Origin of the sequence: Streptomyces sp. ISL-43 (genome assembly GCF_018614195.1) — a bacterium.
Classification (GTDB): domain Bacteria; phylum Actinomycetota; class Actinomycetes; order Streptomycetales; family Streptomycetaceae; genus Streptomyces.
In genome coordinates this window covers 132,984-153,271 of the sequence record NZ_JAGGOT010000013.1, presented here as the reverse complement: position 1 = coordinate 153,271, position 20,288 = coordinate 132,984, and the positions used below count along the sequence as shown (strand labels likewise).

General features: G+C 72.7%; 19 protein-coding genes and 1 tRNA gene. 8 read left to right on the top strand and 12 right to left on the bottom strand.

Annotated features, from left to right (window positions below; genetic code table 11):
• The first annotated feature begins 17 nt into the window (after window positions 1-17).
• Both J7F03_RS08685 and J7F03_RS08680 read left to right on the top strand, forming a co-directional pair.
• Window positions 18-1,625 carry a glycerol-3-phosphate dehydrogenase/oxidase gene (locus tag J7F03_RS08685; protein ID WP_214948068.1) on the top strand — a complete coding sequence of 536 codons (1,608 nt, stop codon included), beginning with the start codon at window positions 18-20 and terminating at the stop codon, window positions 1,623-1,625.
• A 127-nt stretch (window positions 1,626-1,752) separates the two neighbouring features.
• The gene (locus J7F03_RS08680; protein ID WP_214948067.1) at window positions 1,753-2,745 is read left to right on the top strand and encodes a PAC2 family protein; all 993 of its coding nucleotides are present in this window, start codon (window positions 1,753-1,755) and stop codon (window positions 2,743-2,745) included.
• A 107-nt stretch (window positions 2,746-2,852) separates the two neighbouring features.
• Here the strand turns inward: J7F03_RS08680 and mshC are convergent, their stop codons facing one another.
• From mshC to J7F03_RS08660, 4 genes are all read right to left on the bottom strand, one after another.
• Complete coding sequence (mshC, locus tag J7F03_RS08675) at window positions 2,853-4,082, bottom strand: cysteine--1-D-myo-inosityl 2-amino-2-deoxy-alpha-D-glucopyranoside ligase (protein WP_214948066.1); 1,230 nt, start codon at window positions 4,080-4,082, stop codon at window positions 2,853-2,855.
• A 110-nt stretch (window positions 4,083-4,192) separates the two neighbouring features.
• Window positions 4,193-5,029, bottom strand: a complete 837-nt coding sequence (locus tag J7F03_RS08670; protein WP_214948331.1) for an SCO1664 family protein — start codon at window positions 5,027-5,029, stop codon at window positions 4,193-4,195.
• On the bottom strand, window positions 4,993-5,583 hold the full coding sequence (locus J7F03_RS08665) for a DUF3090 domain-containing protein (RefSeq protein WP_214948065.1): 591 nt from the start codon (window positions 5,581-5,583) through the stop codon (window positions 4,993-4,995). Before J7F03_RS08665 ends, J7F03_RS08670 begins: the two co-directional genes overlap by 37 nt.
• A 77-nt stretch (window positions 5,584-5,660) precedes the next feature.
• Window positions 5,661-6,368, bottom strand: coding sequence for a histidine phosphatase family protein (locus tag J7F03_RS08660; RefSeq protein ID WP_214948064.1), 708 nt, complete (start codon window positions 6,366-6,368; stop codon window positions 5,661-5,663).
• A gap of 80 nt (window positions 6,369-6,448) precedes the next feature.
• Here J7F03_RS08660 and corA point away from each other — a divergent pair, with 80 nt between their 5' ends.
• Entirely contained in the window at window positions 6,449-7,414 is a 966-nt protein-coding gene (corA, locus tag J7F03_RS08655; RefSeq protein WP_251071601.1) for a magnesium/cobalt transporter CorA, read from the top strand.
• A gap of 75 nt (window positions 7,415-7,489) precedes the next feature.
• Here corA and J7F03_RS08650 read toward each other — a convergent pair whose 3' ends face one another.
• On the bottom strand, window positions 7,490-8,278 hold the full coding sequence (locus J7F03_RS08650; RefSeq protein ID WP_214948062.1) for a ferritin-like domain-containing protein: 789 nt from the start codon (window positions 8,276-8,278) through the stop codon (window positions 7,490-7,492).
• A gap of 221 nt (window positions 8,279-8,499) precedes the next feature.
• Window positions 8,500-9,549: an LLM class F420-dependent oxidoreductase gene (locus tag J7F03_RS08645; protein ID WP_214948061.1), complete on the bottom strand. Its 1,050-nt coding sequence runs from the start codon at window positions 9,547-9,549 to the stop codon at window positions 8,500-8,502.
• Window positions 9,550-9,649: 100 nt separating this feature from the next.
• On the opposite strand from J7F03_RS08645, the gene J7F03_RS08640 reads away from it, so the two are divergent.
• The gene (locus J7F03_RS08640) at window positions 9,650-10,639 is read left to right on the top strand and encodes an aldo/keto reductase (protein WP_214948060.1); all 990 of its coding nucleotides are present in this window, start codon (window positions 9,650-9,652) and stop codon (window positions 10,637-10,639) included.
• Window positions 10,624-13,041, top strand: coding sequence for an ATP-dependent RecD-like DNA helicase (locus J7F03_RS08635; RefSeq protein WP_251071637.1), 2,418 nt, complete (start codon window positions 10,624-10,626; stop codon window positions 13,039-13,041). Before J7F03_RS08640 ends, J7F03_RS08635 begins: the two co-directional genes overlap by 16 nt.
• Window positions 13,042-13,130: 89 nt before the next feature.
• Here J7F03_RS08635 and J7F03_RS08630 read toward each other — a convergent pair whose 3' ends face one another.
• The gene (locus tag J7F03_RS08630; RefSeq protein WP_214948058.1) at window positions 13,131-13,784 is read right to left on the bottom strand and encodes a hypothetical protein; all 654 of its coding nucleotides are present in this window, start codon (window positions 13,782-13,784) and stop codon (window positions 13,131-13,133) included.
• Window positions 13,785-13,831: 47 nt separating this feature from the next.
• Between J7F03_RS08630 and J7F03_RS08625 the strand changes: the two genes are divergently transcribed.
• The gene (locus J7F03_RS08625; protein ID WP_190185296.1) at window positions 13,832-14,020 is read left to right on the top strand and encodes a DUF5703 family protein; all 189 of its coding nucleotides are present in this window, start codon (window positions 13,832-13,834) and stop codon (window positions 14,018-14,020) included.
• 54 nt (window positions 14,021-14,074) lie between these two features.
• On the opposite strand, the gene J7F03_RS08620 is transcribed toward J7F03_RS08625, so the two are convergent.
• From J7F03_RS08620 to J7F03_RS08610, 3 genes are all read right to left on the bottom strand, one after another.
• Window positions 14,075-14,812 (bottom strand): chaplin, encoded by a 738-nt coding sequence (locus J7F03_RS08620; RefSeq protein WP_251071600.1) that lies wholly within the window; start codon window positions 14,810-14,812, stop codon window positions 14,075-14,077.
• A gap of 168 nt (window positions 14,813-14,980) precedes the next feature.
• Complete coding sequence (chpH, locus tag J7F03_RS08615; protein WP_030963738.1) at window positions 14,981-15,214, bottom strand: chaplin ChpH; 234 nt, start codon at window positions 15,212-15,214, stop codon at window positions 14,981-14,983.
• Between the two features lie 169 nt (window positions 15,215-15,383).
• Window positions 15,384-16,709 (bottom strand): M20/M25/M40 family metallo-hydrolase, encoded by a 1,326-nt coding sequence (locus J7F03_RS08610; RefSeq protein WP_214948057.1) that lies wholly within the window; start codon window positions 16,707-16,709, stop codon window positions 15,384-15,386.
• Window positions 16,710-16,877: 168 nt separating this feature from the next.
• Here J7F03_RS08610 and J7F03_RS08605 point away from each other — a divergent pair.
• Window positions 16,878-16,965, top strand: a tRNA-Leu gene (locus tag J7F03_RS08605).
• Window positions 16,966-17,053: 88 nt separating this feature from the next.
• Window positions 17,054-17,413, top strand: a complete 360-nt coding sequence (locus J7F03_RS08600) for a zinc ribbon domain-containing protein YjdM (protein WP_214948056.1) — start codon at window positions 17,054-17,056, stop codon at window positions 17,411-17,413.
• A 66-nt stretch (window positions 17,414-17,479) separates the two neighbouring features.
• Here J7F03_RS08600 and J7F03_RS08595 read toward each other — a convergent pair whose 3' ends face one another.
• Window positions 17,480-19,036 (bottom strand): APC family permease, encoded by a 1,557-nt coding sequence (locus J7F03_RS08595; RefSeq protein ID WP_214948055.1) that lies wholly within the window; start codon window positions 19,034-19,036, stop codon window positions 17,480-17,482.
• Window positions 19,037-19,125: 89 nt separating this feature from the next.
• Window positions 19,126-20,073 carry a hypothetical protein gene (locus tag J7F03_RS08590; RefSeq protein WP_214948054.1) on the bottom strand — a complete coding sequence of 316 codons (948 nt, stop codon included), beginning with the start codon at window positions 20,071-20,073 and terminating at the stop codon, window positions 19,126-19,128.
• Window positions 20,074-20,288: the final 215 nt, after the last annotated feature.

The window sequence follows — 20,288 nt, the reverse complement described above, 5'->3', positions numbered from 1 at the left end:
AGTAGGAGTCAACGGATATGAGCACCCTGCAGCGCGTTCCCACCCTGGGTACGCACCCGACCGCCGGTTCGAACGCGAGCCGCGCCGAGACCCGTGAGCAGCTGGCGAAGGCCACGTACGACCTGCTGGTCATCGGCGGTGGAATCCTGGGCACCTCGGTGGCCTGGCACGCCGCGCAGTCGGGGCTGCGGGTCGCGATGGTGGACGCCGGCGACTTCGCCGGCGCCACTTCCTCCGCTTCCTCCAAGCTCGTCCACGGCGGTCTGCGCTACCTGCAGACCGGTTCGGTCAAGCTGGTCGCCGAGAACCACCACGAGCGCCGGGTGCTGGCCAAGGACGTGGCCCCGCACCTGGTCAACCCGCTCACCTTCTACCTCCCGGTGTACAAGGGCGGCCCGGTCGGCGCCGCGAAGCTGGGCGCGGGCGTGTTCGCGTACTCGGCGCTCTCCGCCTTCGGCGACGGCATAGGCAAGATCATTTCTCCGGCCCGTGCCGCCGCCGACAACCCGGGTCTGAAGACGGACAACCTCAAGGCCGTCGCCGTCTACTACGACCACCAGATGAACGACTCGCGCGTCGCCGTCATGACGGTCCGCGCGGCCGTCGAGTCCGGCGCGGTCGTCCTGAACCACGCCGAGGTCACCGGTCTGCGCATGACGCGCGGCCGGGTCTCCGGCGCCGAGCTCAAGGACCGTCTCGACGGCACCGAGTTCGGTGTGGACGCGCGCGTCGTGCTCAACGCCACCGGCCCGTGGGTGGACCACCTGCGGCGCATGGAGGACAAGCACTCGATGCCGTCCATCCGGCTGTCCAAGGGCGCGCACATCGTGATGAAGCGCAAGTCGCCGTGGAAGGCGGCCATGGCCACCCCGATCGACAAGTACCGCATCACCTTCGCCCTGCCGTGGGAGGACCAGCTGCTGCTGGGCACCACCGACGAGGCGTACGAGGGCGACCCGGCGGACGTGCGCGCCACCGAGGCCGACATCCAGCAGATCCTGGACGAGGCGGCCTTCTCGGTGAAGGACGCCGATCTGGACCGCTCGCTGATGACGTACGCCTTCGCGGGCCTTCGGGTGCTGCCGGGCGGTCCCGGCGGGGTCGAGAAGGCCAAGCGCGAGACGGTCGTCTCCGAGGGCGCGGGCGGCATGCTGTCGGTGGCCGGCGGCAAGTGGACGACGTACCGGCACATCGGCCGCGTGGTCATGGACAAGCTGGCCAAGCTCCCGGGCAGCCCGCTGACCGAGGACATGGAGCCGGTGAAGTCCCTCGTACGCCGGATCGCGCTGCCCGGCGTCGCCAACCCGAACGCGGTGGCGCACCGGCTGCTCGTGGACCGCGAGCCGGGCTCCCGGATGGACCCGCTGACCGCGCGCCACCTGGCTTCGCACTACGGCTCGCTTGCCTTCGACATCGCGCGGCTCGCGAACGAGAACCCGGCGCTGGCCGAGCGCATCCACCCGGACGGTCCGGAGATCTGGGCGCAGGTCGCCTACGCCCGGGACAACGAGTGGGCCGAGACGGCCGACGACGTGCTGCGGCGCCGTACGACGGTCACGGTTCGCGGTCTGGACAGCGCGGAAGTGCGCGGCCGGGTCGAGGAGATGCTGGCCGACAAGGCATAACCGGTCGTGCAGGCGGGCAGAGGGGCGGTTCCGAGGGGAACCGCCCCTCTGTCGTGGGCTGTGGTTGGCGTCGTATCAAGGCTTAGGCTGACCCACGTACGCAAGGGAACTTCGGAAGGAGACCTGGGTGATCGAGCTTGAGGGCATGCCCGAGCTGATCGACCCGGTCATGGTGGCCGCGTTCGAGGGCTGGAACGACGCGGGTGACGCGGCCTCCGGTGCGGTCGCGCACCTGGACCGGGAGTGGAAGGGCGAGGTCTTCGCGGCTCTGGACGCCGAGGACTACTACGACTTCCAGGTCAACCGGCCGACGGTGTGGCTGGACAACGGGGTACGGAAGATCACGTGGCCGACGACCCGGCTGTCGGTGGTCCGGATCGGCGGCGCCAAGCCGCGCGACCTGGTGCTGGTGCGGGGGATCGAACCGTCCATGCGGTGGCGGTCGTTCTGCAACGAGATCCTCGGCTTCGCCCATGAGCTGGGCGTGGAGATGGTCGTCATCCTGGGGGCGCTGCTCGGTGACACCCCGCACACGCGCCCCGTGCCGGTCAGCGGGGTGACGTCGGACGCGGATCTGGCGCGGACGATGGACCTGGAGGAGACGAAGTACGAGGGTCCGACGGGGATCGTGGGCATCCTGCAGGAGGCCTGCACCCATGCCGGGGTGCCGGCGGTGTCCCTGTGGGCGGCGGTGCCGCACTACGTCTCCCAGCCGCCGAACCCGAAGGCGACGCTGGCGCTGCTCAACCGTCTGGAGGATCTGATCGACATCCGGATCCCGCTGGGCGAACTCCCCGAGGACGCGCGGGCGTGGCAGCTGGGCGTGGACCAACTGGCGGCCGAGGACAGCGAGGTGGCGGAGTACGTCCAGACGCTGGAGGAAGCCCGCGACACGGCCGACCTGCCGGAGGCCTCGGGCGACGCCATCGCCCGGGAGTTCGAGCGCTACTTGCGGCGCCGGGATCCGGCGGCGGGGCCTGCGCCCGAGCCGGGCGACGGTTCGTACCTGCGGGACACTTCCAGCGGCCTGACCCGCCCGCCGAAGCGCAAGCCGGAGCCGGAGCCCCCGTCCGCGGACGGGCCGGCGGCTCCGGAGGGGGACGACGCCCCGGAGGCGTAGAGCGGCCCTGCCGCGCGTACGGCGACGCCCCCCGGCCCGAGGGCCGGGGGGCGTCGCCGTACGCGGGTGGCGGCTGCGGTGCCGCCGGGCTACCGGTCCGCCGGGGGCTACAGGGCCACGCCCAGGAGGGCGTCGACCGTGCGGGAGACCAGGCCGGGGGCGGACTCGTCGTCGCCGTCGGTGGCGATCTGGAGCTCGACCCAGCGGTCCACGGCCGCCAGTGCGGCGGGGGCGTCCAGGTCGTTGGCGAGGGCCTCTCGGACCTCTTCGACCAGGGCGTCGGCCGCGATGCCGTCCGGGCGGGAGACGGCCGCGCGCCAGCGCTCCAGGCGGGCCACCGCCTCGGCGAGGACGTCGTCCGTCCACTCCCAGTCGGCGCGGTAGTGGTGGGAGAGCAGGGCCAGGCGGATCGCCGCCGGGTCCACCCCGGCCCGCCGCAGGGCGGATACGAAGACCAGGTTGCCCTTGGACTTCGACATCTTCTCGCCGTGCAGCGCGACCATGCCGGCGTGTACGTACGCCTTGGCCATCGGGAACTCGCCCGTCAGTACCTGCGCGTGCGAGGCGCCCATCTCGTGGTGCGGGAAGGCGAGGTCGGAGCCGCCGCCCTGGATGTCGAAGGTCATCCCCAGGTGGTCGAGGGCGATGGCGACGCACTCGATGTGCCAGCCGGGCCGGCCGCGGCCCAGCGAGGCTCCGTCCCAGCTGGGCTCGCCCGGACGCGCGGCCATCCACAGCATCGGGTCGAGGGGGTTCTTCTTGCCCGCGCGGTCGGGGTCGCCGCCCCGCTCGGCGGAGAGAAGCCGCATGGCCTCGGCGTCCAGGTTGGAGACCTTGCCGAAGTTCGGGTCGGACTCGACCGAGAAGTAGACGTCGCCGTCGAGCTCGTAGGCGGCGCCCGCGTCCCGCAGCCGCTCGACCAGCGGCACGATGCCGGGTATGGCCTCGACGGCGCCGATGTAGTGCTGCGGCGGCAGCATCCGCAGGGCGGTCATGTCCTCGCGGAAGAGCGCGGTCTCGCTTTCGGCGAGCTCGGTCCAGTCCTTGTTGTCGCGCAGTGCCCGCTCGAGCAGCGGGTCGTCCACGTCCGTGACGTTCTGGACGTACAGAACCTGCCGCTTGGTGTCGAGCCACACGCGCTGTACGAGGTCGAACGCGTTGTAGGTCGCCGCGTGACCGATGTGGGTCGCGTCGTACGGGGTGATCCCGCAGACGTAGATTCGGGCGACGGGACCGGGGGCGAGGGTGATCGTCCCTTGGGTCGCGGTGTCGTGGATCTGGAGGTCGCGGCCCTTGCCAGGCAGGGCGGGGACCTCAGAAGCGGGCCAGGCATGCATGCGTCGAGCGTAACCGGACGGGTGTTCCGAAAACGAACCGGACCTGCACTGTTGTCTTGATCGGCACTCTTGCGCCGTGGCCGGTTCTATGCCTGCGGCACCGCGCCGTCTCAGACGGGCGGCCAAGGGATCGCGGGCCACTGCCCCGACGGCAGCGGGTGCGTCCCGGTGCGCAGCAGCAGGGCCACCCGGGCCCGTACGGCGGCCAGCTCGGCGGTGGTGACCAGTTCCGCCAGCCGGGTGGCGAGGGGCTCTCCTGTGGCCAGTGCGGCCTCCAGGGCGGCCAGCACGGACCGCGCTTCCTCGGTCAGCGGCTCCCCCGCCCAGCCCCACAGCAGGGTCCGGAGCTTGTCCTCGGTGTGGAAGGTCACTCCGTGGTCGATGCCGTAGAGCCGCCCGTCGGGCGCGGGCAGCAGGTGGCCGCCCTTGCGGTCGCCGTTGTTGATCACGGCATCGAGGACGGAGAGCCGGCGCAGCCGCTCGTCGTCGGCGTGGACGAGGAGCGCGGTGCGGCCCTCGCCGACCTCGGCGAAGGCGACGGGCCGCCAGCCCTCGCCGGCTTCCTCGCCCTCCACGAGCGCGAGCAGTCCAGCCTCGGGGGACTCCCCCGTCTCGATCCACTGCTGGACCATGCCCTCGCCGTACGGGCCGTCGCGCAGCACGGTCGGGGGCACCAGCCCCCAGCCGGTGGCCTCGGAGACCAGGTAGGTGGCGACCTCGCGCTGGGCGAGGTTCCCGTCGGGGAAGTCCCACAGCGGGCGCTCGCCCTTGACCGGCTTGTAGACGCAGTCGGCGCTGACGCCGCCGCGCGAGACCGTGCACCGCAGGACGGCGTTGGACGCCTCGCGGATCCGGCCGACGACGGTGAGCTCCCCGTGGGCCAACAGCTGTTCGAGCTCCCCCGTGGCCTTCACGCCTGGCGCCGGTAGCCGTTCTGGCGCGGGCAGACGTGTCCCTCGGGGTCCAGCGGCAGGCTGCACAGCGGGCAGGGCGGGCGGCCGGCGTTGACCACGTCCAGGGCCCGCTTGGCGAAGGCCCGGGCCTGGGCGCCGGTGAGCCGCACGCGCAGCATCGGCGGGCCGTTCTCCTCGTCCTGGAGCAGCCGCTCCTCCGCCTCGGCGAGGTCCTCTTCGGAGTCGGCGTCCAGTTCCACCAGGGCCTGCGCTTCGACGATCATGCGCTGGTCCTCGCCGTCCCAGGCCAGGGCCATGGTGCCGACGCGGAACTCCTCGTCGACGGGGACGTCCAGGGGGGCGGTGTCGGTCGCCTCGGCGGGGGCGACGGCCGGGACCGGGGCATTGCCGCCGGTACGCCGTACGACCTCGTCCAGCAGTTCGTCCATCCGCTCGGCGAGCGCCGCGACCTGGGTCTTCTCCAGGGAGACGCTGGTGACCCGGGGGCCGGTGGAGGCCTGCAGGAAGAACGTACGGCGTCCAGGCAGACCGACCGTGCCGGCCACGAAGCGGTCCGGCGGGTCGTAGAGGAACACCTGACGGGGCACGTCCAGTCTCCAAGTGTCGGCGGCAGGGGCAGGACTGCGCCCATGTGTTGGCCCGTCCACCCTACTGCGCCGTTCGATCACACCGCGCCCGCGCCGCCCCCCACGACGGCGTTGCCGCCTTCTTCGGCCGCTTTGTCCTCGGCCGGCATCGCGCGGGGCGCGAACGAGGCGAAGTCCCCGGTGTCGCCGAGCCGGAGCAGGAACGGCCGGGTCGGCGTGTAGCGGATCGCGGTGACCGAGCAGGGGTCCACGTGGATCCGCTGGAAGAGGTCGAGGTGCATGCCGAGGGCGTCCGCGACGACGGACTTGATGATGTCCCCGTGCGAGCACATCAGGAAGACGGCGTCGCTGCCGTGCTCCTCCTCGATCCGCGCGTTCCAGTCGCGTACGCAGTCCACGGCGCGGGTCTGCATGGCCCGCATGGACTCGCCGCCGGGGAAGGCGGCGGCCGAGGGGTGCTGCTGGACGACGCGCATCAGCGGTTCTTCGGAGAGCTCGGAGAGTTTGCGGCCCGACCAGTCGCCGTAGTGGCACTCGCCGATCCGCTCGTCGGTGTGCAGGGGGAGCCCGGGCCGCTCGGCCAGCAGCGGGGCCAGGGTCTCGGCGCACCGCTGCAGCGGGCTGGTGACGGCGGCGGCGAGCGGGACCCCGGCGAGCCGCCCGGGCAGCGCCGCGGCCTGCGCGGCGCCGTGCTCGTCGAGGGTCACTCCCGGGGTCCAGCCGGCGAGCAGCCCTGCGGTGTTGGCGGTGGACCGCCCGTGTCGTACGAGGATCAGCGTGGCCATGCGGTCAGCCTATGCGGTCGTGCCGGTGTGCGGGCGGGGCGTGGGCAGGGAACAATGCCCGGGTGATAGTGGACTGCGCGATGTACCGCAACGGCCTCCGCTCCCGGGCGCCCGAGGACCTCTCGGACGCCCTCGACGAGGCGCGGGCCACCGGCGACGCGTTCCTCTGGGTCGGCATGCACGAGCCGACGGAGAAGGAATTCGAGCACGTCAGCCAGGAGTTCGGGCTGCACCCGCTGGCGGTGGAGGACGCGCTGACCGCACACCAGCGGCCCAAGCTGGAGGTCTACGACGATTCGCTGTTCGTGGTCCTCAAGCCGGTGATGTACGACGACGACGCGGACCGGGTGACCACGGGCGAGCTGATGGTGTTCATCGGCGACTCCTTCGTGGTCACGGTCCGGCACGGCGAGGGGGCCGCGCTGGCCGCCGTACGGCACCGGCTGGAGCAGGATCCCGAGGTGCTCCGGCACGGTCCGACCGCGGTGCTGTACGCGGTCTCGGACGCGGTGGTGGACCACTACATCGAGGTGGCCGCCGAGCTCCAGGGCGACCTGGAGGAGCTGGAGGCGGAGGTCTTCGCGCCGAATTCCGCGGACACCAAGAACACCGCCGCCCGGATCTACGCCTTCAAGCGGCAGGTCCTGGAGTTCCGCCGGGCCACGAGCCCGCTGCTGCAGCCGATGGACCGGCTCGCCTTCGGGAACGTGCCCTTCGTGCACGAGCACTCCCAGCCGTTCTTCCGCGACGTCGCCGACCACCTGACCAAGGCGAACGAGTACATCGAGGGCCTGGACCGGCTGCTCTCGGACGCCCTGGCCGCGCACCTGGCGCAGATGGGCGTCCGGCAGAACGACGACATGCGCAAGATCTCGGCCTGGGCGGCCATGGCGGCGGTCCCGACCATGGTGGCGGGGATCTACGGCATGAACTTCAAGCACATGCCGGAGCTCACCCACCGCTGGGGCTATCCAGCGGTGGTCGTGGTGATGGCGGCCCTGTGCCTGGGGCTGTACCGGATGTTCAAGCGGCGCGGCTGGCTCTGATCCGGGCGGCGGCCCGGGACGGCCGGCTCGGGCGAACTCCGGCTCAGGCGAACTCCGGCTCGGGCGAACTCCGGCTCAGGCGAACTCCGGCGCCGTCGTCGCCGCGCCGCCCAGCGGGTCGCTCCGCTCGGGCCGGCGCAGGTCCACCATCCGGTGCCAGCCGCTGAACCGCTCGTACGCGTACATCCCGCGGATCCCTGCGGCGAGCGCTGCCGCCTTCGGCGCGGGCCAGTGCAGCAGCCGTCCCATGTGGCCCATGACGGCGAGGCTCACGTCCCGGTAGACGGCGATCTCGGCGAGCGCGCACTCGCGCAGCACCCGGTGGATGGTGCGGCCGTGGCCGGCGCGGGCGAGGCGGAGCAGTTCCTCGTGGCAGTAGGCCAGGTGGTTGTCCTCGTCCGCGCCGATCATGCGGATGGCATTGCCGAGCTCGGGATGGTCGCCGAAGTGCCGGACCAGCATGTCCATCTGGTCGGCGGCGCGCTGTTCGGTGACCCGGCTGTGCGCGAGGTAGACGACGATGTCCTCCTCGGTCAGAGACCGCTCGCCGCGCAGCTTCTCGTGGCTCAGACCGATGCCGCGCCGCTCCAGCAGCATCGTGTAGTCGGTCTCGGGCGGTACGGGGACGGGGGCCAGGCCGCGCTTGCGCAGCAGCGCGTTGAAGATCCGGCCGTGTTTGTCCTCGTCGGCGCCGTGCCTGGTGATCTTGGGCGCCAGGTCGCGCATGGAGTCGGGGACGAGGGCCGCGATGCGGGCGTTCTCCCAGCCGCCCTGGGCCTCGCCGCCGGCGGCGATGGAGCAGAACAGCTGGAAGGAGTCGTCGTGGTCGACGATCTCCCGGAACAGGCTGTGTGCAGAGAGCATGCGTCGAGTCAAAAGCCGATCGGCGGGCCGGGCAACCGGGTGGGTCCGTGACTCGGCCGAATGAACGACCGCGACCGGTGGACCCGGGGGCGTAACCCCGCGGGCACCGCGCGCGTTGTTGGCTGTGTCGGCCGTGGCGGGGAAGACCCCCCGAGCCCCCACCACGGCCGCAGAGCGTGTACCTGCGAGGGTGCGCCCCCGAGCGTGCGCCGCTGGGCCGGTCAGGCGAGACCCGCGAGCTCCATGGCCTCGGTGCCGGCCCGCAGGGCGGCGATCCGCTCGTCGAGGGTGAAGCCGGCGGGGGCGAGCGTCAGGGTGGTGACCCCGGCCTCGGCGTAGGCCCGCATCCCGTCCGCGATGCGCTCGACCGGTCCCAGCAGGGTGGTGGAGTCGATCAGCGAGTGCGGGACCGCGGCGGCCGCGCCCTGCTTGTCGCCCGCCAGGTACTTGTCCTGGACCTCGACGGCTTCCTTCTCGTAGCCCATGCGCCGGGCGAGCTGGTTGTAGAAGTTCTGCTTCCGGCTGCCCATGCCGCCCACGTACAGGGCGGTGTACGGACGGAACATGTCCGCGAGCGCGCTCACGTCGTCGCCGAGGGCCAGCGGCACGGTCGGGCAGACGTCGAAGCCGTCCATGGTCAGCCCGGCCTTCTCGCGGCCCGCCCGGATGTGCGTGAGCGCGGTGGCCTCCAGGTGCTCGGCGGCCGGGAAGATCAGCAGCGCGCCGTCGGCGATCTCGCCGGTCTGCTCAAGGTTCTTGGGCCCGATGGCGGCGATGTAGAGCGGGATGTGCTCGCGCTCGGGATGCACGGTCAGCTTCAGCGGCTTGCCCGGGCCGTCGGGCAGCGGCAGGGTCCAGTGCTCGCCCTGGTAGGACAGCCGCTCGCGGGTCATGGCCTTGCGGACGATCTCCACGTACTCGCGGGTCCGGGCCAGCGGCTTGTCGAACTTGACGCCGTACCAGCCCTCGGAGACCTGCGGTCCGGAGACGCCGAGGCCGAGCCGGAAGCGGCCCTTGGTCAGGGAGTCGAGGGTGGCGGCCGTCATGGCCGTCATCGCCGGCTGGCGGGCCGGGATCTGGAGGATCGCCGAGCCGACGTCGATCCGCTCGGTCTGGGCGGCGACCCAGGCCAGGACGGTCGGGGCGTCCGAGCCGTAGGCCTCCGCGGCCCAGCAGACGTCGTAGCCGAGACGGTCGGCCTCCTGCGCGACGGCGAGGTTGTCGGCGTCCATGCCAGCGCCCCAGTAGCCGAGATTGATGCCGAGCCGCATGTGTCGTCCCCTTACCGGTTTACCGATCAGTAACGTAGGTCTGCGGGGACTGTAGCGCGCCCGGGTGCCCCGCGTCAGTGCCGCAGTAGTCTCAGCCCTCATGGAGCAGAGGCATCTCGGCCGCACCGGACTGCGCGTCTCCCGGATCGGTCTCGGCACACTGACCTGGGGCCGGTCGGCGGACGGACCGGACGAGGCGGAAGCGGCCGCGCAGTTGAAGACGTTCTGGAACGCGGGCGGCACGCTCGTCGACACCGCCGACGTGTACGGCGGCGGTGAGGCGGAGTACCTCCTCGGACAGTTGATCGGATCCGTACCGCGGCGGGATCTGGTGATCGCCACCAAAGCCGGCGGGGTCGCGGACCCGGACCGCCGCTTCGACGGTTCGCGCGGCCACCTGCTGGCCGCCCTCGACGACTCGCTGGCCCGCCTGGACACGGATTACGTCGACCTCTGGCAGGTCCACGCCTTCGATCCCCGGACCCCGATGGAGGAGACCCTCCAGGCGCTGGACATCGCGGTGAGCAGCGGGCGGGCGCGGTACGCCGGCGTGTCGAACTTCAGCGGCTGGCAGCTGGCGAAGGCGGCGACCTGGCAGCTCGCGGCGCCGGGGGTACGGACCCGGCTGGCATCGACGCAGATGGAGTACTCCCTGCTCCAGCGGGGCGTGGAGCGGGAGGTCCTGCCGGCCGCGCTGGACCTCGGGGTGGCCCTGCTGCCCTCCTCCCCCCTGGGCCGGGGCGTCCTGACGGGCAAGTACCGTTCCGGTACCCCGGCGGACTCCCGGGGCGCCTCGCAGACCCTGGCCGCCTTCGTGGACCCGTACCTGGACGAGGCGGCGAGCCGGATCGTGGACGCGGTGGCGACGGCCGCCCACGGCCTGGCCGTGACCCCGCTCCAGGTGGCCCTGGCCTGGGTCCGCGACCGCCCGGGAGTGGCCGCCCCGATCCTCGGCGCGCGCACGTCGGCGCAGCTCGGGGCGGCTCTGTCGGTGGAGACGCTTAGTCTTCCGGAGGAGATCCGCCGGGCGCTGGACGACGTTTCGGCGCCCGTCCACCGCTATCCCGATCAGGACTGGAGCACGCTGTGAGCGACACCGCTGCCGCCGACGCCACTGCCGCGGAGGACCCGGCCGCCCCCGCCGGGGAAGCCGGGACGGCACCGGACCCCACCGGCCCGGACGCGGCCCCGGCCGACGGGGACGCTTCCGGCGAAGCCGTGGCGGCCCCCTCCCGCGAAGCGGGGAACGACGAAGCCGAAGCCGGGACCGGGGTCGGGGGTCCGGAGGCGGATGCCGCACCGTCCGGCGAAGCCGGTGACGGGGGTCCGGAGGCGGAGCCCCCGGTTTCGGGAACGGGCGGGGTGGGGGAAAGCCCCGCAGGGCCCACCACCGACGGCGAGACCGACGGCACGGACGCAGAGGCCGCCCCGGCACCGGCCGACGGCGACGCCGGGGACGCGGGCGCGGAAGGGGCCGCCGAGGCCAAGCCCGCGCTCAGCGAGGCCGCCGCGGAGCTGGCCGCGCAGAAGATCGAGCGGGAGCGCATCGCGCGCCGCAAGGCCGAGCGCGAAGGACCCGTCGAGGCCGGGGCCAAGCTCAGCGGGAAGGCCGCCGATCTGCTGGCCGCCGTACGGGCCGTCGAGAGCGGGGGCACGCCGCCCGCCGAGTTCGACGCACCCCCGGCGCCGCGCAGGACCGTCCCGGCGCCCGCGCCGGAGCGCACCCCCGGGGTCACCCCGGAGACCGCGTCCGCACCCGCCCCGTCGGCGCCCTCGGTCGCACCTGCGGCCGCGCCCATGACCGCGACTCCGGCCGCACCGTCCGCCGACGCCGTCCAGGCCGTCCGCGAGGTCCTCGCCCGGGGCGGTGCCCCCGAGACCCTCGCTCCGCAGGCCGCCGCCGCCCTCGGCGACGACGCCGCCGAGGAGCTGGCGCGCTCCCCCTGGCGGCTGCTGGCCGTCGCCGGGGTCCGCCCGGCCCAGGCCGACGGTTTCGCCCGCGCCCTGCTCGGCGCCGGGGCGACCGGACCCGGGGACGAGCGGCGGGCCGCCGCCCTGGTGGGCTGGCTGCTGGCCCAGGCCGCCGCCAAGGGGCACACCGTGCTCGAAGCCCCGACCCTGGAGTCCGCCCTCGCCCAGTACGGCGTACCGGACCCCGCCGAGGCACTGGAGGCGGCCGTCGGCGACGGAGCCGCGCTGGCCTTCGAGGAACCGGTCGGTCCGCCCGTCGGCGAGGACGAGGAGCAGCCCGTACGCGTCCTCGTGGGCCTGGAGGGCTCCGCCATGGCCGAGGAGAGCCTCGCCGAGGGCCTGGCCCGCCTCGCCGGCACCTTCACGGACCCCGCCGACTGGGACAAGGCAACCGCCGGCCCCGGCGCCGAGCTGATCCGCGCCGTCGCCGGGCACGGCCTGGTCACCCACACCGGCGGCGAGTCCGCCCGCGCCGAACCCCGCGCGCTCCTCGCGGCCGCCCGGGAGTTCGGCCTGCGGGCCTGCCTGGCCGCGCACGCGCCGGCCGACGACGCCGTCACCGTGGCCGGGCTGCTCGGCGGCACCGAGGGCCCGGGCCGGGACGCGGACGGGCAGTTCGCGCTCGACCTGCTCATCGTCCTCGACGCCCCGCAGCTGGACGTGGAGACGGCCGCCGCCCTCGTGGAGTCCGTCCCCGACGGAGCCCGCCTGGTGCTGTCCGGCGACCCGGCCGTGCTCGGTTCCGCCGGCCCCGGCCGGGTCTTCGCCGACGTGCTCTCGGCCCGTGCCTGCCCCCAGCTCGTCTCCCGCGTCCCGGACCCCGGCCCGATCGGCGAGCTGGTCTCCGGAGTCGGCGTCGGGGAGTTGAACCAGGTCGACGCCCCCGGCAAGGAGGTCGTCATCGTCCCGGTCCGCGACGCCGGGGAGGCCGTGCACCGCACCGTGCAACTGGTGGCCGAGTCCGTGCCCCGCGCTTTCGGTATCCCGGCGGACGCGGTCCAGGTGATCACCCCGGGCCACGGCGGCTCGGCGGGCACCCGCGCGCTCAACGCGGCCCTCAAGGAGCGGCTGAACCCGGGCCCGGGCCGTTTCGGCGGCTTCGACCCCGGTGACCGCGTGGTCCACGTGCCCTTCCCCGGGCGGGCCCTGCCGGCCCGGGTGGTGTCGGCCGACGCGCAGGGGCTGCACCTGGCCGGAGCGGCGGGCGCGCGGATCGTCGTACCCAAGGAGCGGGTGGAGTCTCAGGTGCGGCACGGCTGGGCCGTGACGGCGCACCAGGCCGTCGGGGCGCGCTGGCCCGCGGTGGTCGTCGTCCTGCCCGGGGACGCGGCGCAGGCCCTGTCGCGGGACTGGGTGTACACCGCCTTCGGGCGGGCCGAGCGGCACCTCTCGGTGGTGCACGGGGTGGACCAGGCGCTGCCGCGCGCGGTCGCGGAGGTGCCCGCGAAGCCCCGTACGACCCGGCTGGCGGGCCTGCTGCGGACGCTCGTGGCGTCGGCGCGGGGGCCGGAGCAGGCCTGAGCCGTACGCGCCGCGGCCCCCGTCCCGGGTGGGACGGGGGCCGCGGCACTTCACGCGGGGGGACAGGGCCGGCGGGGCCGGCCCGGTGGTCAGGCCGGGGTCAGACCCGGCTCCGCCGCCTCTTCCTCGTCGGAGTCCTCGTCCAGGTCCTCGTCGAAGACCGAGCTGACGTCGAACCGGTGCATCACGTCCTGCGGATCGATGTGGGCGAAGGGCGAACCCAGCCACTCCCCCGGTTCCGCGACGTCCTCCGAGGCCGCGATCCAGAGCGTGGAGTCGCCCTCCTCCAGACCGAAGTCCTTGGCGCGGGAGGCGATCTCGTCCGGCTCGTACTCGCCGAAGAGCACGCCGAGCGCGTCGGCGGTGCCCCCGTCGTGGCCGAGTTCGGCTTCGCGGTCGTGCGCGACGACGCGCTCGGCCTGGGCGATCAGGCGGGCCGGCTCGACGACCGCGTAGTCGCGGCGGATGAGCACGCTGAACGCGGCGGGCTCGGCGGGCCCGGTGTACGGGAGCCCGTCCTCGGGAGTGGGGATCTCGAAGGGGGTGACCTCGTCGTAGCGGTCGTACAGGAACTCGTCGTAGACCTCGGCGGCGGCGGCGAGTTCGTTGAACGCCGCGTAGACGTCCGGGTCATCGTCCCCGATCCTGCTCTCGACCGCGGCGAGGTGACGGTCGAGCGCGGCCTTGACCGCCTCGGCGGCGGCGCGTACCTCGGCAACAGTGGGCAGAGCGGCATCAGACATAGTGCAGACGCTATCCGTAGCAGGCCTCTGCCCGCACAATAGATGCGATGCCGGAATACGAATTCGTCGACTTGTACGTGCCTCGCGGGGTTCCACGCCAGGAAACGACCCGCATGTTGACCGATCACGCCGAGTACGGGCATTGGGAGCTCGACCGGCTGACGCTGCTTCGGGACGGCAGCCGCCGCGTGCGACTGCGCCGCCGGATCATCCGCCAGGTCCGCGCGACCTGGTGACGCGGCTCCCCGGAGCGGGGGCCGCGTCACGCGGGACGTGCGCGTGAAGGTCCGTCAGGCGGCGTTGCGCGCCCGGCGGTAGAGCACGGATCCGGCCAGCAACATGCCCGCGGCCAGGGGTACCCCGGCGGTGAGGGTGTTGCCGCCGCCGGTGGAGGCGAGGACCGGCCCCGGGCCGGGGGTCGAACCGGTACCCGTACCGGTCCCCTGCGCGGGGTGCGTCACCGGGGTCACCGATCCGGCGCCGGGGCCCGTGCCGGGACCGGTGGGCGTTCCGGGGTTCCCGGTGCCGGGCGTACCGGGGTTCCCGTGGTCCCCTGGCCCGCCCGGGTGTTCCGGGTGGCCGGGGTGGTTCGGCCCGTCATCGTCGTCGCACGGCTCGTCCGGGTGGCCGGGGTTGCCCGGGTGCTCGGGGTTGCCCGGGTGCTCGGGGTTGCCCGGGTGCTCGGGGTTGCCCGGGTGCTCGGGGTTGCCCGGGTGCTCGGGGTTGCCCGGGTGCTCGGGATGCCCCGGGTGCTGCTGGTGTCCCGGTCGGGCCGAGAGGTTGGCGCAGCGGTTGCCGAAGGCCGGGTTGAGGGCCCCCACCACCGTCACCGTGTTCCCGCAGGCGTTCACCGGTGCGTCCACGGGTGCCTGGAGGGCGTTTCCGGACAGCAGGCCCGGTGAGTGCGCGGCATGGCCTGAGGCGCCGGAGTCCGCGTGTGCGTAACCCCCTCCGACCGCGAGCAGACCCCCCGCGGCCGCCATGGTGATCAAGGTCTTCCTGCCGGTGACCTGTACCTGTCGTCGCATCTGTACTTCGTCCCCTGGTGTGTGCTCGGTGCACGTGCACGCTCGGTCGGCGTACCGGCCGCACGGGGCTCCCCCGCCTGGTACGCCGAAAAGATCAACGTCGGGCCGTAAAGCCCAGCGGCCCCGGAGCGCTGGAATGCGCTCCGGGGCCCCAGAACTTCAGAAGCGTCAGGCGTTGACGCAGGTGTTGCCGAAAGCCGGGTTCAGCAGGCCGATCACGGAGACCGTGTTGCCGCAGACGTTCACGGGGATGTGAACGGGAACCTGGACGACATTGCCGGACAGGACACCGGGCGAGCCGATGGCCGCACCCTGTGCACCCGCGTCGGCGACAGCCAGGCCCGCTCCCGCGAGAACCAGACCACCGGTGGCAGCCGCAGCGGCGACAACCTTCTTGAGCATTGTTCCTCCTAGTAGGCAAGTGCGGTCCCAGCCGCGGACCGCACCACCTGTAACGAGGAGGGATCACCGGGGCTACGAGCGTATGAGCGCATTCACTCTTCTCAGTGGAATCCGCACACCTTCCCGATTCCCTGGCGTTAGCTTCGCCCCGCTCTTCCCACGGCTCGCCTCAGGACTCGTCGATGAACCGGTCGAGCACCCGCACGCCGAACTTCAGACCCTCCACCGGCACCCGCTCGTCCACTCCGTGGAACATCCCGGCGAAGTCCAGCTCCGGCGGCAGCTGCAGCGGCGCGAAGCCGAAGCAGCGGATGCCGAGGTCGTCGAAGGACTTGGCGTCCGTGCCGCCGGAGAGCATGTACGGGACCGCGTGCGCGATCGGGTCGTGGGCCTTGAGGGCGGTCTGCATGGCGTCCACGAGCTTCCCGTCGAAGTCCGTCTCCAGCGCCTTGTCCGCGTGGACGTCCTCCCGCTTCACGCGCGGGCCGAGAATGCGGTCGAGGTCGGCGAAGAACTCGTCCTCGTAGCCCGGCAGGAAGCGGCCGTCCACGTGGGCGGTGGCCTGGCCGGGAATGACGTTGACCTTGTAGCCGGCGCCGAGCATGGTCGGGGCGGCGGAGTTGCGCAGTGTCGCCCCGACCATCTTGGCGATGCCGCCGAGCTTGGCGAGCGTGGCCTCCATGTCGTCCGGGTCGAGCGGGGTGCCCAGCGCGTCCGAGAGCTCGTCCAGGAAGCTCCGCACGGTCTTGGTGACCCGTACCGGCCACTTGTGGCGGCCCAGGCGCCCCACGGCTTCGCACAGCTCCGTGATGGCGTTGTCGTTGTTGGTCATGGACCCGTGGCCGGCGGTGCCCTCGACCGTGAGCCGCATCCAGTGCATGCCCTTCTGCGCGGTCTCCACCAGGTACAGCCGCAGGTTCTCGTTGACGGTGAAGGAGAAGCCGCCGACCTCGCCGATCGCCTCGGTGACGCCCTCGAAGAGCCCGGGGTGCTTGTCGACGAGGTGGCGGGCGCCGTAGATGCCGCCGGCCTCCTCGTCGGCGAGGAAGGCGAGCACGATGTCGCGCGGGGGCTTGCGGCCGCTGCGCATGCGGTCGCGTACGACGGCCAGCGTCATCGCGTCCATGTCCTTCATGTCGACCGCGCCGCGGCCCCACACGCAGCCGTCGGCGATCTCACCGGCGAAGGGGTCGTACGTCCAGTCGGCGGCGTTGGCCGGGACCACGTCGGTGTGCCCGTGGATCAGCAGCGCGGGCCGCGAGGGGTCCTCGCCCTCGATCCGCGCGACGGTCGAGGCGCGCCCCTTGTGCGATTCGAAGATCTGCGGCTCCAGCCCGACCTCGGCGAGCTGCTCGGCGACCCACTCGGCCGCCTTGCGCTCGCCCGGCCCCGAGTGGTCCCCGTAGTTGCTGGTGTCGATCCGGATGAGGTCCCGGCAGAGGTCGACGACCTCGTCCTCGCCGGAGACGGTCCTGCCCGCGCCCGATTCGCTCACGCTGCTTCCTCCCACTGATCAGTACCGAACTGCCTCCATCCTCCCGCTCCGGGCCGCTCTCCCCAAGGGCGATCCCCGGCCGTCGGGGGGTGTGATCGAGGACCCCGGAATGTTTGGTAATGTTTTCCACGTCGGAACGGCCCGCGAGGGACGCGAGACAGACACCTTGTCCGGGTGGCGGAATGGCAGACGCGCTAGCTTGAGGTGCTAGTGCCCTTTATCGGGCGTGGGGGTTCAAGTCCCCCCTCGGACACCAGCGAGAACCCCACTTCACGTGGGGTTTTCTGCGTTTGAGGGCCGGGCCGCGGCGGACCGCGCGGACCCGGCCGGGATATTCTGGGGCGGTGAACGAGAACCTTCCCCCCTGTCCCAAATGCTCCTGCGAGTACACCTACGCGATGAACGCGCTCGTGGTGTGCCCCGAGTGCGGGCACGAGTGGGTGCCCGCCGAGGGCGGCGCGCAGGACGAGCAGAGCACCGGGGAACGGGTCGTCAAGGACGCCGTGGGCAACGTACTGACCGACGGCGACACCGTGACCGTCACCAAGGCGCTCAAGGTCAAGGGCAGCCCCTCGGGGATCAAGGCCGGTACCAAGGTGCGCAACATCCGGCTCATCGACGGCGTCGACGGGCACGACATCGACTGCAAGATCGACGGCTTCGGCGCCATGCAGCTGAAGTCCAGCGTGGTCAAGAAGGCCTGACCGGCCGACCCGACGCGAAGAGGGACCCCGCCGTGGCGGGGTCCCTCTCGTCGTATCCGCTCCCGGTCAGTCGTGCGGGGTGGCCTCGGCCGCTGCCTGGTCGAGGCGGAAGGCCTCATTGCCGAGGCCGATGCGGGCGTGGACCTCGGGACGGGTGGAGCGCAGGACCAGTCCGTACACCAGGCCGACGACCACGGCGGCGGCGATGATGCCGGGCAGGGCCCAGCTGAGCGCGGAGCCCTCCTCGGCGCCGACCAGGACGCCGAAGTCCCTGACGGTGTAGACGGCGATGGCGAGCAGCGCGACGCCGGCGAGGCCGGCCGCTACGAGGCGCCAGACCTGGGCGCCGGCGGTGCCGCGGCGCACGAAGAAGGCGATGACCGCGAAGGACGCGGCGGCCATGAGGAGGGTGACGCCCAGGGCGCCGACGCTGCCCATCCAGGTGAACAGGTGCAGGACGGGCGCGGTCGGGTCGCCGGTCGGCATGTCGTCGGTGAAGGCGAAGGCCAGGACGACGACGACGGAGACGACGGTCTGCAGGAGCGAGCCGGTGGCGGGGGCGCCGGTGCCGGCGTTGGTGCGGCCGAAGGCGGCGGGGAGCAGGCCCTCGCGGCCCATCGCGAAGGCGTAGCGGGCGACGACGTTGTGGAAGCTGAGCATCGCCGCGAACATGCCGGACACGAACAGGACGTGCAGGGCGTCGGTGAAGGTGGTGCCCAGGCGGCTCTCGGTGAGCTGGAAGAGCAGTCCGGGGCCGGCCTCGGCGGAGGCCTTGACCACTTCGCCGGGGCCGGTGGCGACGGTGAGGGCCCAGGCGCTGAAGGCGAAGAAGAGCGCGACGAAGCCGACGGCGAGGAACATCACCCGGGAGACGACGATGTGCGGCTTGCTGGTCTCCTCGGCGTACACCGGGGACTGCTCGAAGCCGACGAAGGCGGCGATGCAGAAGCACAGGGCGGTGCCGAGGCCCGCGCCGGTGAGGGTCTCGGGGTTGAAGGCGTGCAGCGAGAGGCCTTCGGGGCCGGGCTCGCCGAGGGCGGCGAGGTCGAAGACGACGACGAGGACGACCTCGATGATCAGCAGGACGCCGAGGACCTTGGCGTTGAGGTCGATCTTCAGCCAGCCGAGCGCGCCGGTGAGGGCGATGGCGGCCAGGGCCGGTATCCACCAGGCGAGTTCGGTGTCGAGGTAGGTGGCGAAGAGGCCGGAGATCTCGAAGCCGAGGATGCCGTAGACGCCGACCTGCATGGCGCTGTACGCGACGAGGGCGACGAGCGAGGCGCCGGCGCCGGCGGTCGGGCCGAGTCCGCGCGCGATGTAGGCGTAGAAGGCTCCGGCGTTGTGGACGTGCCGGCTCATCTCGGCGTAGCCGATGCTGAAGAGCGCGAGGACGGCGCCGAGGATGACGAACAGCAGCGGCTGGCCGACGATGCCCATGACCCCGAAGGTGGTGGGCATGACGCCGGCGACGACCATCAGGGGGGCGCTCGCGGCGAGTACGGAGAGCAGCAGGCCGGCGGTGCCGAGGCGGTCGGCGCGCAGGGCGCGGTCCTGGCCCTTGTAGGTACGGATCTCGGCCGGTCCGGCCGGCTCGGTGAGCGTGTTGGATCTGCCCGTCGGCATGGCGAGGTGTCCTTTCGGGGCGGGGACTGAGCGGGGACTGAGCGGGGGCGGTACTGGTCAGGCGGTGCGGAGGTCGGGCCGTGCGGAGGTCAGGCCGTGCCGAGCGCGGCGCTGCGCGCGGCGAGGAAGGCCTTGTGCGGGTCGAGGTCCGGGTAGGACCACGGGGCGCGGGTGGCGTGGCTTCCGATCCGGTGGAAGAGGGCGGCGGCCTCGGCGGGGCGGCCTTCCCAGAGTTTGGCGTGGGCCAGGAAGTTGAGGTCCACGCGGTTGCGGGGGTGGTCCTCGCGCTCCCACTCCAGCCACCAGTCGAAGGCGGAGCGCAGCACCTGGCGGGCGCGGCGGCCGGACCAGTGCTCGGCCATGGCCTGGCGGCTGTGGCCGTGCGCGGCGGCGAGTACGCGGTAGCGCTCGGCGTGGGCGATGACGGGGAGCACGGCGAGCGGGGAGTCGGCCGGGGACTCCTCGGCGGCCCAGGCGGCGAAGTCGTAGACCTCGTGGAGCGGGTCGTGGCCGGAAGCGGGGGCGCGCTCGGCCAGCCGGGAGACCATCAGGTGGTGGGCGTGGTGGTGTTCCCGGTGGCGGGCCCGGACCTGGTCGAAGTGGCGGCTGAACTGCTCCTCGGTGCCGAAGGCGCGGGTCAGGAGCAGCAGGCCGAGCCAGGGGGTGGGGTCGGCCGGGAAGAGGGCGGCGGCCCGCCGGCAGGCTTCCTCGGCGGCCTCGGGGGTGCCCTTGCGGCGCAGGGCGGTGAAGACGGCCGCGCAGGCGAGGAGGGTGACGGCGTCGGCGCTCTCCGGTTCGGCGAGGAGCCATTCGCGGGCCCAGGCGGTGGCGGCGGGGGTTTCGGCGAGGACGACGAGGCGGTGGCCGCGGCGGTCCCAGTCGTCGCCGGTGGCGACCAGGAGGGAGCGCGCCTTGGCCCAGCGGCCCTGGGTGAACTGGGCGCGTACGTCGACGAGTTCCAGGTCGCAGAGTGCGGAGTCGAAGAGTTGGGCGTCCCGCTTGCGGGCGCGGCCGAGGGGCGGCGGAGGCGGAGACATCCGCGGTTTCCCTCCAAGACGCGGGCGGTCGGGCTGTGTTGCCGGATGATCACGCACAGCAAAGCGGTACGCACAGCTCCGCGTCAAGGTCCAGTCCACTGGGTGGCGTGTTTCAACTGGTGTGGAAAATTGCCGAGTTGAGGTGGTAATTCCGCTTCGCGGCGGGGCCCGCGGCGGCGCCCCCGAGAGAGCGCCCGGGGGCGTGCACCGGCCAA